The sequence below is a fragment of the Enterococcus sp. AZ141 genome, assembly GCF_051714385.1.
In the GTDB taxonomy this organism is placed as follows: domain Bacteria; phylum Bacillota; class Bacilli; order Lactobacillales; family Enterococcaceae; genus Enterococcus_D; species Enterococcus_D entomosocium.
The window spans coordinates 642,044-655,033 of sequence record NZ_JBIORT010000001.1 but is presented as its reverse complement, the minus strand read 5'-3'; the positions used below and the strand labels follow the sequence as shown (position 1 = coordinate 655,033).

The window sequence follows — 12,990 nt, the reverse complement described above, 5'->3', positions numbered from 1 at the left end:
TATGGACACTCACGATAGACGTCTGAGGAAGATTTGTTATAATGGCAGTAATGAAGGATAGGTGAAAAGAATGGTTTACTTAGATCATGCAGCAACGACACCGCTGCACCCAGAAGTGATCAAAGTGATGAGTGAAACGATGCAGACATTTTTTGGCAATCCATCAAGCATTCATCATTATGGTCGAGACGCCCACACCCAATTAGAATTGGCTCGTCAAGCGATCGCTCAGCAGCTAGGGGTCAAGGAACATGAGATCATTTTTAACAGTGGAGGTACCGAAAGCGATAATACAGCGATCATCGGTACAGCCCTTAGCAAACAAGCACAAGGCAAACATATCATTACGACCCAGATCGAACATCCGGCGGTCATTGAGAGTATGCGCTATTTAGAAGGCTTAGGCTTTGAGGTGACCTATTTGCCCGTAGATAAAAAGGGGCAATTGGCCGTCAGTGAAGTTGAGGCTGCCTTACGTCCCGATACGATTTTAGTATCCATAATGACGGCAAACAATGAAACGGGCAATTTGTTGCCGATTGCAGAAATTGGCGCCCTTTTACGGGAGCATCCCGCCGTTTTTCATACCGATGCCGTGCAAGCTTATGGCAAAATCCCGCTTGAAATCAATGAAAACAGTATTGATCTCTTAAGCATTTCCGCTCACAAAATCAACGGACCAAAAGGGATCGGCTTTTTGTATAAACGAGATGGCTTGTCGCTACCTGCGCTACTCCATGGTGGCGAACAAGAAGAAAAACGGCGAGCAGGGACGGAAAACTTAGCAGCCATCATGGGAATGGCCAAAGCAGCTTCTTTGCATACCCCCGAAGCGCAGCAAGCAGCGGCGGAACAATATCAAACGTTTGCCGATGTACTGATGGAGACCTTAGCAGCACAAGGCATCGATGTTCAGTTGAATGGTGACCCAGCACACAAATTGCCGCATATTTTGAATCTGCGTTTCCCAGGTGTCAGCAGTGACTTGTTACTGATGAAATTGGACTTAAAAGGGGCCGCCATCTCGACAGGCAGCGCTTGTACGGCGGGCAATGTGGAACCCTCCCATGTGCTAGAAGCGATGGTAGGCAAAGAGCATCCAGCTATCCGGGAATCGGTCAGAGTCAGCTTTGGCTATGGCAACACATTGGCGGAAATCGAAGCATTTGCTCAGCTATTAGCAGAAACTGTCTTAGCAACGAAAAAGTAGGAGAACAGCTAGCAATCTCGCTGAAAACTATTTATAATGAAAGAAATGATGTTAAAGAGGTGAAGAACATGGCATTTGAAACAACAGCAACCGTTTTAGGCGCAGCAACCCAATACCGCATTGCTCCTGAAGCAAAAAAATATACGTTGCGGGACAATGGCTTTACAGAAACGAACGGCGGCAACTTCCAATTGATTCGTGGCCTTGAAGCAACACCCCAAAGCAAAGAAGGATTTAAATTAAAAATCACTGTTGCAAAAGATCTGCAAACCTTCAAGATGTCGATCACGACAGCCAATGGATTAAAAGCAGTCAATATTTTCAAAGATGAACAGCACAAAATGCTGCAAGAAAAATTTTACTTTTTAATGGATGGTTTTATCAGCCGCGGGTTGTTTGTCAAAGCGTAAGCTTTTGTCAAAAGCAGCTATACCGTTCAAAGGGCAAGAAGTGTGTCACTCCGCCAAACAGGCAAGGGATTGATACACTTCTTTTGTATCTTTGCCGGTTTCTTTTTATACTAAAGTAAACAAACCTAAGCCGTTCTCAGAAAGTGGATACGTTGAGACGAGAAAGAAGGAATCCAGATGAAACGAACCTTAAACAAGCAATCCGTGTTAGCCGTTGGAATGGGGACTTGGCATATGGGGGATGACCCTGCTAAGGAAAAAGCCGAGATCGATGCGCTGCAAGCGGGCATCAAAGCCGGAGCGGCTGTCATCGATACCGCAGAAATGTACGGCGAGGGAAACGCAGAAACGCTAGTTGGCAAGGCGATCCAGCCCTTTACACGAGGGGATCTTTATTTGATTTCAAAAGTTTATCCCTGGAATGCCTCCGCAGATGAATTGCCGAAAGCTTTAGACCGTAGCTTAGCGCGTTTAGGCACCGACTATCTTGATCTGTATCTGCTCCACTGGCGAGGAGATGTGCCGTTAGCAGAAACAGTTGACGCACTAGAAGCTGCCAAAGCCTCTGGAAAGATTCGTGCATGGGGCGTCTCTAATTTTGACGTGGCAGATATGGAGGAGCTGTTGCGGTTAGAAAACGGCGATCAATGTGCCGCCAACCAAGTACTCTATAATTTAGGTGCCCGGGGGATCGAATACGATCTTTTGCCTTGGCAGGCAGAGGCTGAGATTCCGGTGATTGCCTACTCACCCATTGCTCAAGGCGATCGGCTAGGGCACCACTTCAAAAATGATGAAGTGGTGAAAGAGCTGGCAGAAGCCAAAGGCTGCACGATTTTTCAGCTGCTTTTGGCATGGACCCTTCGACAACCCCACGTCTTAGCGATCCCCCAAACCAGTGACTCGCTGCATATGCTGCAGAACATTGAAGCTACCAAAATCGTTTTTTCCAAAAGCGAATTGGCGACAATCGATGCACGCTTTCCGGAGCCAACGAAAAAGCAGCCGCTAGCGATGATTTGAAGACCCTAATCACAGAAAAAAGCAGTAAAGTAAGGAGCGACTATGAAATTTTTTACGTCTGATACCCATTATTTTCATGCAGCCTTGCTCGGGGACAATGACTTTGCCCCACGCCCCTTTGAGACAGTGACGCAAATGCATGAAACGATGATCGCTAGCTGGAATGAGGTCGTTGCGGATAAAGATGTCGTTTATCATTTAGGGGATGTCGCGATGCACCCTGCTTATGAAGCAGGTTTTCCAGAAATTGCGGCGCTGTTAGCACAGCTGCAGGGCAAAATCGTTTTTATCAAAGGCAATCATGATACCCGGGCTTTCTTTGCGTACTTGCGCAAGCATGATCCTGGTTGTTTGGGAGCCCAAAAGTATGCGTTTGAAGATGTTGGTGTTTTGCTGAAGTTTGCTCATCAGCAATTTTTACTAACCCATTATCCTATGCTGCTGGGGATCACCAAAAACAGCCGCAATCTGCATGGGCATATCCATCATCATAGTGTACCAATCGCTGAGAATCTCAACGTAGGAGTCGATGCACCGGAATTGGCGTTTCTGCCGCAGCCGCGTCCCTTCGGTCGACCAGTTTCCGAAAATGAACTGGCGGTGCTACATCATGCAAAGCAACAAGAACTTGCCAAGCTAGCTCGTTAACAGATAACAAGAAAAGCAAGCATCCAAACAGATTCGGGTGGCTTGCTTTTTTTGTGATGACTTTGACAGCAAGCTTTGATTAAGGAAATTTTTTTGATAAAAATAAACTTTATATGTAAAAAATAATCGATTCCAAGAGTTATTATTTGATGGATATTTAAGAAATGTGTATGCTTTAAGTAGAAAGCAGTAAAGGAGGTTGCCAATGCGTAAGATTTCTAAAGTGATTTTTATCATCGGATTGCTTTTACTCTTACTTGTCTTTTATTTTGGGATCATCGCCAATCAGCAAGCGGCTTCATTGCCTGTTTACTTGATTCCTTTGGATGAATATCCTTGGGTCGGATCTTCCATGAGTATGCTGCTCTTTTGGTTATCTGTTGGCTTTGCTATTTTTACAGTGATCGCACTCTTTGTCGTTTTGTTTTATCCAAAACGCTCAGACCGCTTGATCATTCCCCATAAGACAGGCGATTTAGTGATTCAGAAGAAGGCGTTAGAGCATTTTGTGCTCGAGCGGGTGAAACAAGCAGATTTCATCCATCAGCCATCGGTAAGAATCAAAATCGTCAAGAATAAAGTAGCGGTAAAAATCGATGGAGAAATGAAACAAACAGCAGCCATCCCGCAAAAACAAGAAGCTTTGGTTGGTGAGATCAGCAGCAGTCTGCAGCAGCTTTTCGGTATCGAAAGCAATATCCAAACGGAAGTTGTTTTAAAAGATACGCAAGAAACGCCAGCAGCCCATGACCAACCGCGTGTAGTTTAGGAGGAACAGGTATGAGTGAATGGTTCTACCACTATAAGATCCCGCTTATCTTTGCAGGTTTCGGTTTGATCCTAGCGATCCTGTTTCTAACGATCGGCTTTTTGAAAACCATACTGCTGGTGCTATTTACGGCACTAGGTACGTATCTGGGATTTTATCTCAAAGAAGTCGGATTCTTTGAACAATTTCAAAGACCGCGCCGTTAACTTTGGTAACATTATTAGTTTAATTTATATCAAGATTATAGTAGGAGGAATGTACGATGGAAAACCAAACAAAACCAACAACAGGTGTTAAAGGAGAATTAACTTACGAAGATAAAGTGATTCAAAAAATCGTAGGCATTGCATTAGAATCTGTAGACGGACTCTTAACAGTCGATGGCGGTTTCTTCTCAAATATTGCAGGTAAATTAGTCAACACCGATGATGTGACTTCAGGGATCAATGTTGAAGTTGGGAAAAAACAAGTGGCAGTCGATCTTGATATCGTTGCAGAATATGGCAGCGACATGACCACGATCTACGACCAAATCAAAGAGGTTGTTTCAACACAAGTCAACAAAATGACGAATTTAGAAGTCATCGAAGTAAACGTGAATGTAGCAGATGTCAAAACACGTGAACAATTCGAAAAAGACTCTGAAACAGTTCAAGACAAAGTAAGCAGTGCGGCAGAAACAACTGGCGACTTTGCGTCAAAACAAACACGTAAAGCCAAAGGTGCCTTCAACCGGACAACGACGCGTATTCAAGAAAACAACGAACCACGCGTTCAATAATAACAAGATAAGCAAAAGACTAGCTTCGGCTAGTCTTTTTTTGTCCCACAAAAGGCGTATTTTTGCAGCTTCAGCCGATCAGAACATCAAAGCCAAAAGCTCCAATAATGGATTCCTTCTGCTTGAAAGACATCGTTAGGATAGCTTTTCTCATAATGGGCTTTTTCGGGGGAATCATTAGGATCGAATACTTGAATCGTTCCTTCTTTGTTCAAAGCCAATACCATAATATGTCCGGATGTCGTAAAGGTTCCTGCTTGAACCGAGACCACAACGGGGATGCCTTGTGTCATTTTCTCATAGGCAGCCTCAAATGAGTCCCCTAAATCGGCAAATTGGTAACCAAAAGCTTCGGCAAACTGAGGAAAGATTTGCCAACTCGTTCCTTGTTTGGGAAGATAAAATTGATCGCCAGCCCACTCCAATAGTTTGTCAGGATTCGGCGGACGATCCGTCCAAAAAGAATCGATCATGGCTAAAGAAGCAATAGCGCACCCGTTTGCCGCAAACGTATTTTGCTCTTCTCCATATCCATACGTGTTATTGCCCCAGCGTTGATCGGTTTGTACAATCAACGGCAGTTGCTGCGTATCTGCCATCGCTTGTTGAAGAGCTTGATTGGCTTGGCGAGTGAACTGTTTTGAGACAAGCGCTGTCTGATCAAACGCAGCATCCCTGACCTGATCAATCACGTAATGAATGACAAAAACACCACCGATGAGAAAAAGCAGCAGTGCAAGGCTCTTTTCTTTCTTCCCATCGTTTCTCCTCGTTTTCGATATCCTTGTGTGCAATCGCATGAAATGCCCCTCCTCGTAAAGTAATATCTAAGAGAAGTATAGTCTTTTTCTAATAAGAGCATTTCTGCATTTCCTGAAGAATTTCATACGATTTTATGACAACCACCATTTGAAAAGTAAGTTGTTACTGTTTGGACAGCTGTCGATGACAGACACAAAAGCAGCGCTTCCTCTATTTGGCTGAGTGGGTGGAATAACGAACAGCAACTTCTCTCCAGATGTCTTTTCTAAAAAAGGAATTTTTAAGAAAAGACAGCAAACAGTGAAGTTTTTTGTGTTTTGTTGTATAATGCAAATTACTGAAAAGTTGCGACCTTCAAATCGTAGATGATTTCAGAATCTATAATTGAAATGATGGTGAAACGATCATGTCTAACGAAAACACCCGTGTGGTGGTTGGAATGAGTGGCGGGGTAGACTCGTCAGTAACAGCACTTTTGCTGAAAGAACAAGGGTATGATGTTGTCGGGATCTTTATGAAAAATTGGGATGATACCGATGAAAACGGTGTTTGTACCGCAACAGAAGACTACAAAGACGTAGCCAAAGTGGCTGCGCAAATCGGGATTCCTTATTATTCAGTGAATTTCGAAAAAGAATATTGGGACCGTGTATTTGAATATTTTCTTGCAGAATACCGTGCCGGACGGACGCCAAATCCAGATGTCATGTGTAACAAGGAAATCAAGTTCAAAGCCTTTTTGGATTATGCGATGGATCTTGGTGCCGACTATGTAGCAACTGGCCATTATGCGCAAGTGACCGTTGATGAAAACGGCGTAACTCATATGTTGCGAGGCGTGGATAACAACAAAGATCAAACGTATTTCTTAAGCCAATTGTCACAAGAACAATTGAGCAAAACCATGTTCCCACTAGGCGGCATGGAAAAATCAGAAGTACGAGCGATCGCTGAACGGGCAGGTCTAGCAACAGCCAAGAAAAAAGATTCCACGGGTGTCTGCTTTATCGGAGAAAAGAATTTCAAACAATTTTTGAGTAATTACTTGCCAGCGAAAAAAGGCAATATGGTTACATTAGATGGCGAAGTCAAAGGACAACACGATGGCTTGATGTACTACACCATCGGACAACGTCAAGGCTTAGGCATTGGCGGCGGCGGTGCCACTCAAGAACCATGGTTTGTCGTAGGAAAAGACTTAGCGACCAACACTTTGTATGTGGGACAAGGATTCCATCACCCCGCTTTGTATGCAGATCGCTTGGAAGCAAGCCAAATCCACTTTACTACAGAACAAGACCGCGGCACGGAATTTTCATGCACAGCAAAATTCCGCTACCGTCAACAAGATGTACCGGTAACCGTGCGTCTATTAGATGGAGATCGAGCAGAAGTGATTTTTGACGAACCAGTACGCGCCATCACTCCGGGACAAGCAGTCGTTTTTTATGACGGCATGGAATGCTTGGGCGGCGGTTTGATCGATGCAGCCTACAAAGAAGCCAAAGAATTACAATATGTTTAACACCTAACAAAATCAGCCCTAGCTAAGAACACTGAACCAATCAGTTGCACTTAGCTAGGGCTTTCTTTATTTGTACCAACGAATGTTTTGCGTAATCAAGAGAACCAAAAAAATAGGTAGCCGTTTATTCTTTGATCTTGAAAAGGTGGATCTTTTCGCTAAATGCAGCGACTTGTGCAGGATCGATCGTACCGTTTGTTTTCGAGAGCGCATTAGACATACCGCAAGCCATCGAATAGATCAATGCTTGTTCCATTGGAAACTGTTTATTCAATGCAACAGCCATACCACCAACGGTTGAATCACCACAACCAGTCGTATTAACGATGGCGATTTTAGGGATCTCGATCTTAAAAAAAGTCGACTGATGTTTAACGATTGCCCCATCGTCGCCTTGAGAAACCATGACGGTGTCGATCCCTTCGAAGAGAGAGCTCTCTAAGACAGAGAAAATGTCTTGCGATGAATGCAATTTTTGACCCATTAGTTCTTCTAATTCCTGTTGATTTGGTTTAATAAAATTCGGACGAGCATTCGTTTGAGTCAAACAATTTTTTAGTTGTTCCCCAGCTATATCCATGAGGATCGGGACTTGTTCACCTAATGATTGACGGATGAATTGAAGCAATTGATCGTGAAAATGCCCATTATCAGAATTTACTGATCCAGAAATACAGACGACCGTGATGGGGTGTTGTTTAATTATTGCTGCAAGGTGTTGGTAAAAAAGTTGTTCGTTTTCCTCCGACAGATAAAGTCCTTTTTCTACTAGCTCAGTATGGGTGTTACCGTCATGCATGATCGTGATCGCATTGCGAGAATTGCCGTCGATGGTGAGGAAATCCAATACATAACGTTCTTCAGCTAGTAAAGAATCAAGGATCGTTTTGCCTACAGGTCCACCTAAAATACCTGTCAATAAAACGGCTTCCCCAGATTGTGCGATGACTCTGCCAGCATTGATGCCTTTTCCTCCAATTGATGTATGTGGGTTATCTACCCGATTTACTTGATCCAATTTTAGCGAAGGAACAAGATAGTTGTAGTCCATGGAAGGGTTCATTGTGATGGTTAAAATCATTTTTGTTCCTCCTTGAGGATCTCTGTAAAGGAACGATAATAGTCAAAAGTAGTCTCAGAAAGTTTATCATCAGTGATCAAATAGTCGATATCTGAAAGCGAGTAGAAGGTATAAACGTCAGAGCGATTAAACTTGGAACTATCTGCAACGATGCATTTTTTGCGGGAATGTTTGAATGCGACTCGTTGAATCGAACCTTCAACAAGATTTGCAGTGGTAATATTATTTTCAAAAATCCCATTTGTAGCAGCAAAAGCGATATCGATATTTAAATTTTCAAAACTCTTCTCTGCTGTTTCTCCATAAAATTCTTCTGTCGTGCGGGAAAATTCTCCACCGGTCAATAAGACACGATAGTCTGTGTTGTAAATCAAATAATTAAAAGCAAGTAAACTATTTGTGATCACGAATAAGTTTGCTTTTTTTAGTTCAGGTAAAGCGTGGAGCATCGTAGTTCCCGCACCGATATAGATAGTATCGTTGTCTGATATGATACTGTTCATTACTTTTCCGATGAATTTCTTTTCGGCAACGTTCGTATCGATTTTTTCTTGAGTAGAAAGCTCGTGTTCGATTTTTTCGAGTTTTTGGGCGCCACCATAGATTTTTACCAATAAAGATTGATTCGCTAACTCTGTAATATCTCTACGAATGGTCATATCGGAAACGTCTAATGTTTTGGCTATTTCTGCAATGGATAAGTAATCGTGCTGATTCACTAGCGCTAGAATTTTTTCTTGCCGTTCTTTCTTTAACATAGTTTCACCTCTGGTTGATTAACGATTTTTTTAAGTTTCTTTTTTATCGATGTTCTTTATACATTAATTAATAGCATTTACTTTTGGAAAAAGCAAGGGAAAATGTTCATCTTTGTTAAAGTTTGATAGTTTCGTGTATTGGTGAAAGGAATCAGTTTGAAAAAAATACCAAAAGAAAGCGTTGACAAGAAAAATTAACTATTGTATATTTACATTGTAAAACATATTGTAACAAACTTTAACAATATTTATCATTTGAGTTGAACAAGGAGGAAGAATAGGTGGGCTATACGAGCATGTTTGATGAAAGGCTAATTTTTCTCGATGTGGAAGGAGAGGAGTTGAAAGAACTATTTGAAGAAATAGCCAAACGATTACAGCAACAAGGTTTTGTGAATGAACAGTATGTAGAAGGATTACTAGCAAGAGAACAAGCTTTTCCAACTGGACTGATTACACAGTATTTGAATATTGGCTTGCCTCATTCAGAACCAGCGTATGTCGAAAAGCCTTTTATTGCGATCGTGCGTCTGAAAAACGAGGTGAAGATGAAGCAAATGGGCGACAGTCAAGAAATGCAGGTCAAGGATCTCTTTTTTCTAGGAATCAAAGAACCAAAAGAGCAAGTCGGCTTACTGCAATCGTTAATGGCATTATTTATGGATGAAGGATTTGTAAAGGCATTCATTGAAACACAAGAAGTGCAGGCAATTTATCAGCTAGTTACACAGTATACAAAATAAAATTTTTGGAGGAATTTAAGATGAAAAGAAGATTGATCGTAGCATGTGGAAGTGGGGTTGCAACAAGTCAAACGATCGCAAGTAAAATTGCTGGAATGCTTGAAGATGACGGAATCGATTTCCCCGTTGAAGCAGTTGATTACAAGTCGATCCAAAATGAATTGCCGTCGACAGGAATTTATGTGTATGTTGCTCAGCCAGATGATGAAGTATTGGAAAAAGCCGCTGAGCTAGGTGTACACGTTTTTGCTGGGATTCCGTTTCTTACCGGTATGGGTATGGATACGATTTATGAAGAAATCAAAGAATTGATTGGCTAGTACAAAACATCCTATCAAAAGAAAGAAGTGAAAAAAATGCAAGTATTTCAAGACATTATCAATTATATCTTAGGTTTAGGTTCCGCTATTTTTGTGCCGCTAATCATTTTAATCCTAGGCTTGGTTGCAGGGATGAAATTCAAAAAAGCCTTTATGTCTGCAATCACGTTAGGTATTGCTTTTACTGGGATGTCTATGGTCATTGGCTTTATGTCAAATGCAGTTAGTCCAGCTTCCGAAGCATTGGCAAAAAATACTGGCTTGAACTTGCCTGCGCTAGATTTAGGGTGGACAGGAGCGGCAAGTATCACCTGGTCATGGTCCTATGCATTTGTTTTCTTTGCCGTCGTTCTTGGCGTGAATTTTGTCATGTTGATTTTGAACTGGACCAAGACGTTGAATGTCGATATGTGGAATGTATGGGGCAAAGCGCTGACTGCCTATCTGGTCTACTTTATCAGTGGAAGTTTACTTGCTGGGTTTATCACCGCCATCGTACAGGTTATCTTGGAACTTAAAATGGGGGATATGTTCCAACGCCACATTGAGGATTTGACTGGTATTCCTTTAGTAACAGTGACCCACTTGATGAATATTTCAGCAGTGCTTTTATTACCGATCAATGTGATTATGGATAAAATTCCTTTCTTTAATCGACGGGCCGATACCAAAGCCTTAAAAAAGAAAATCGGTATCTTCTCTGAAAATTCGGTGATGGGCTTTCTCATTGGTTTGGGCTTGGGATTAGCTGCAGCTTATGGCGTGTCAGGCTCATTGAACTTAGCTATTCAAATCGCGACTGCAATGGCTTTGTTCCCAATGATCTCAAAAATGTTTATGCAGTCTCTTTCACCACTGGCTGATGCAATGTCGGAAATGATGAAAAAACGCTTTAAAGATCGGGAAGTTTATATTGGGTTAGATTGGCCCGTATTAGCTGGTCGCTCTGAGATTTGGGTCACTGCTATCTTGTTGGTACCTGTCTTTATTGGCTATGCTATCATCTTGCCGGGAAATGCTGTGTTGCCTTTAGCAGGAATCATTAACTATTCGATCGCAGTAGGTGGATTATTGCTCACCGGCGGAAACTTGGTTCGTATGCTGATCATGGGGGTTATTTCGATGCCAATCTATCTATATGCAGCTACGTATTTGACGCCGATCCTAACGGGCTTAGCAGATCGAACCGGCGCAGTAGAAGGAATACAAAAAGGGCAGCAAATCACTTGGTCTTCGATCGAAGGACCGGAATTTCGAATTTTATTTGCAGAAGCGTTTAAAGGAAATATCTTGGGTATCGTCGGTTCCGTTGTGTTTATCGCAATGTTTGTCTGGTTGTATAAATATATGAATAAGGTAAAGGTACCAAGTCAAAGATATGAAGAACAAGGGACCCCATCGACGCAAGTACGTGCGACGAATGGCTAATATTTTCAAAAAGGAAAGGACGACAGGAATGGGAAAGAGCGAAAAAATAAAATGGCAATTGCTTCTTTTTCTAGCAATTGGCTGCTATCTCTTAGCTTTGGTGACACAACAGTACCTATTTAATGTCGTAGCGATTGGTCTAGCAGTCTGTGTATACAAATATGGCAGTCCAGTACTTTTTAAAGAATACGATGAACGAAAAAAGAAAAAAGAGGAAGAAGCAGCTAAAGTAAGGGAAGCTGTACAAACAATCTTACGCAACAAAACGTTTGAAAAATAAAAAAGGTGGTCTTGAATATGTCAGATGGACGGATGATTTTTGAAAGAGAACGGGAAGATTTAGCACGAATCGTAAAATTGATTTTTACCCGGAAGAATACAAATGTTGCAGGCGGTAATTTTTCTTTTAAAACAACCGATGAAACTGGAAAAGAATACATTATTATGACACCAACTATGATGTCAGAAGCCTATTTAGGAGAGGTCTCACCAGCCCAGATTTTAGTCGTTGAGCCTCATACGAGAACAGTGATTGATGGGGTTGGTCAGCTGACACGAGAAATCAACTTACACGAAGCGGTTTATGATACGAATCCAGCGATAAAAGCAGTCTTACATGCCCATTCTCCTCACTCGATGTTTTGGGCAACCGCCGGATTGGATATGCCTAACTTAACAGAAGCGACCCAAAAAATTGGCTATATTCCTGTACTAGACTTTGAACCTAATTGCTCACCAGAATTAGCAGAATTAGTTTCTGATTACATGAAAAAAGAACAACTCGCCTTACCGAATATGTTGCTCCTCAACAGTCATGGGGTACTGATCAGTGCGCCAGGAGCATCTGGCATCGAAGCAATCCATAAAGCTTTGCAAATACTAGATACCACGGAATGGAATGCGGAAATTGCCTATAAGCAAACGATTTTTCAATCTTTAGGCTTGTTAGATGGTTTTTACTCCAAAGGGAGACAAGTAGGAACACTTGAAGACTTGAAAAAACATGCACCGATTTATAATAAAGAAGAAATTTTTGCTGGTGGTGATTAGCCAGCAAGTAATCATCTTTTTCGATTGATAAAAATCCAAGAACATTCGTTTACGAGTTCTTGGATTTTATTTTTTTAGTCAAATTATGCTATAATTTAGTCAGAAAATGAATGTTTTTGATGCATTGGCATTTTTAAAAGAAAGGGGGAGGTGCATGAATCGTACAAGAGCCAACCTCATGAAATGAGGGGAGGTTAGTGCCGTAGGGTTGGTAATGCTTCATCAGAATCAGGTCATTTCAAGCCAAATCAACCAACTTGCCTTAGCCGTACTATTTGGTTTAGCCGGGTATTTGCTTGTTTTTAAAAAGTTCTACTTTTTGTCCGCTCAGATTGCGGAGCATTCCGATCAGTATAACCAAGCAGAAGTCAAGTGAGGCAAAATTGCGGGAGTTGTCGCCTTCTATATTGCTCTGATCAATTTGATTTTGGTCTTTGTGTGAGTGTAGCGGAAAAAAATGCCAAAAGAAATCTTTGACGGAA

Annotated in this window: 17 protein-coding genes; 14 read left to right on the top strand and 3 right to left on the bottom strand. The window is 41.8% G+C overall.

Annotated features, from left to right (window positions below; translation table 11 throughout):
* Positions 1-70 precede the first annotated feature (70 nt).
* The 7 genes from IGI89_RS03005 (at position 71) to IGI89_RS02975 (ending at position 4,841) form a co-directional block, all read left to right on the top strand.
* Complete coding sequence (locus tag IGI89_RS03005; RefSeq protein ID WP_139959831.1) at positions 71-1,210, top strand: cysteine desulfurase family protein; 1,140 nt, start codon at positions 71-73, stop codon at positions 1,208-1,210.
* Between the two features lie 68 nt (positions 1,211-1,278).
* Positions 1,279-1,620, top strand: a complete 342-nt coding sequence (locus tag IGI89_RS03000) for a DUF1831 domain-containing protein (RefSeq protein ID WP_005232263.1) — start codon at positions 1,279-1,281, stop codon at positions 1,618-1,620.
* 177 nt (positions 1,621-1,797) lie between these two features.
* Positions 1,798-2,643: an aldo/keto reductase gene (locus tag IGI89_RS02995; protein ID WP_008376169.1), complete on the top strand. Its 846-nt coding sequence runs from the start codon at positions 1,798-1,800 to the stop codon at positions 2,641-2,643.
* Between the two features lie 42 nt (positions 2,644-2,685).
* Complete coding sequence (locus IGI89_RS02990; protein ID WP_005232261.1) at positions 2,686-3,291, top strand: metallophosphoesterase; 606 nt, start codon at positions 2,686-2,688, stop codon at positions 3,289-3,291.
* A 205-nt stretch (positions 3,292-3,496) separates the two neighbouring features.
* Positions 3,497-4,060, top strand: coding sequence for an alkaline shock response membrane anchor protein AmaP (amaP, locus tag IGI89_RS02985; protein ID WP_430619287.1), 564 nt, complete (start codon positions 3,497-3,499; stop codon positions 4,058-4,060).
* Between the two features lie 11 nt (positions 4,061-4,071).
* Entirely contained in the window at positions 4,072-4,266 is a 195-nt protein-coding gene (locus tag IGI89_RS02980) for a DUF2273 domain-containing protein (RefSeq protein ID WP_005232259.1), read from the top strand.
* A gap of 56 nt (positions 4,267-4,322) precedes the next feature.
* Positions 4,323-4,841 (top strand): Asp23/Gls24 family envelope stress response protein, encoded by a 519-nt coding sequence (locus IGI89_RS02975; protein ID WP_005232258.1) that lies wholly within the window; start codon positions 4,323-4,325, stop codon positions 4,839-4,841.
* An 86-nt stretch (positions 4,842-4,927) separates the two neighbouring features.
* Here the strand turns inward: IGI89_RS02975 and IGI89_RS02970 are convergent, their stop codons facing one another.
* Positions 4,928-5,641, bottom strand: a complete 714-nt coding sequence (locus IGI89_RS02970) for a C39 family peptidase (protein WP_086372569.1) — start codon at positions 5,639-5,641, stop codon at positions 4,928-4,930.
* A gap of 368 nt (positions 5,642-6,009) precedes the next feature.
* Here IGI89_RS02970 and mnmA point away from each other — a divergent pair, with 368 nt between their 5' ends.
* Entirely contained in the window at positions 6,010-7,128 is a 1,119-nt protein-coding gene (gene mnmA / locus IGI89_RS02965) for a tRNA 2-thiouridine(34) synthase MnmA (RefSeq protein ID WP_026008140.1), read from the top strand.
* 124 nt (positions 7,129-7,252) lie between these two features.
* On the opposite strand, the gene IGI89_RS02960 is transcribed toward mnmA, so the two are convergent.
* Positions 7,253-8,209: a 1-phosphofructokinase family hexose kinase gene (locus IGI89_RS02960; protein ID WP_087664820.1), complete on the bottom strand. Its 957-nt coding sequence runs from the start codon at positions 8,207-8,209 to the stop codon at positions 7,253-7,255.
* Positions 8,206-8,967: a DeoR/GlpR family DNA-binding transcription regulator gene (locus IGI89_RS02955; RefSeq protein ID WP_008376158.1), complete on the bottom strand. Its 762-nt coding sequence runs from the start codon at positions 8,965-8,967 to the stop codon at positions 8,206-8,208. The genes IGI89_RS02960 and IGI89_RS02955 overlap by 4 nt, the downstream gene beginning before the upstream one ends.
* 281 nt (positions 8,968-9,248) lie before the next feature.
* Between IGI89_RS02955 and IGI89_RS02950 the strand changes: the two genes are divergently transcribed.
* The 6 genes from IGI89_RS02950 to IGI89_RS02925 all read left to right on the top strand — a co-directional run bounded on the left by IGI89_RS02950 (position 9,249) and on the right by IGI89_RS02925 (position 12,884).
* Complete coding sequence (locus tag IGI89_RS02950; RefSeq protein WP_008376156.1) at positions 9,249-9,710, top strand: PTS sugar transporter subunit IIA; 462 nt, start codon at positions 9,249-9,251, stop codon at positions 9,708-9,710.
* A gap of 20 nt (positions 9,711-9,730) precedes the next feature.
* On the top strand, positions 9,731-10,030 hold the full coding sequence (locus IGI89_RS02945) for a PTS sugar transporter subunit IIB (protein ID WP_005227245.1): 300 nt from the start codon (positions 9,731-9,733) through the stop codon (positions 10,028-10,030).
* Positions 10,031-10,066: 36 nt separating this feature from the next.
* Complete coding sequence (locus tag IGI89_RS02940; protein WP_008376155.1) at positions 10,067-11,458, top strand: PTS galactitol transporter subunit IIC; 1,392 nt, start codon at positions 10,067-10,069, stop codon at positions 11,456-11,458.
* A gap of 28 nt (positions 11,459-11,486) precedes the next feature.
* On the top strand, positions 11,487-11,738 hold the full coding sequence (locus IGI89_RS02935; RefSeq protein WP_008376154.1) for a hypothetical protein: 252 nt from the start codon (positions 11,487-11,489) through the stop codon (positions 11,736-11,738).
* Between the two features lie 17 nt (positions 11,739-11,755).
* Positions 11,756-12,508, top strand: coding sequence for a class II aldolase/adducin family protein (locus tag IGI89_RS02930; protein ID WP_008376153.1), 753 nt, complete (start codon positions 11,756-11,758; stop codon positions 12,506-12,508).
* 214 nt (positions 12,509-12,722) lie between these two features.
* Positions 12,723-12,884 (top strand): hypothetical protein, encoded by a 162-nt coding sequence (locus IGI89_RS02925; protein ID WP_008376152.1) that lies wholly within the window; start codon positions 12,723-12,725, stop codon positions 12,882-12,884.
* Positions 12,885-12,990 lie beyond the last annotated feature (106 nt).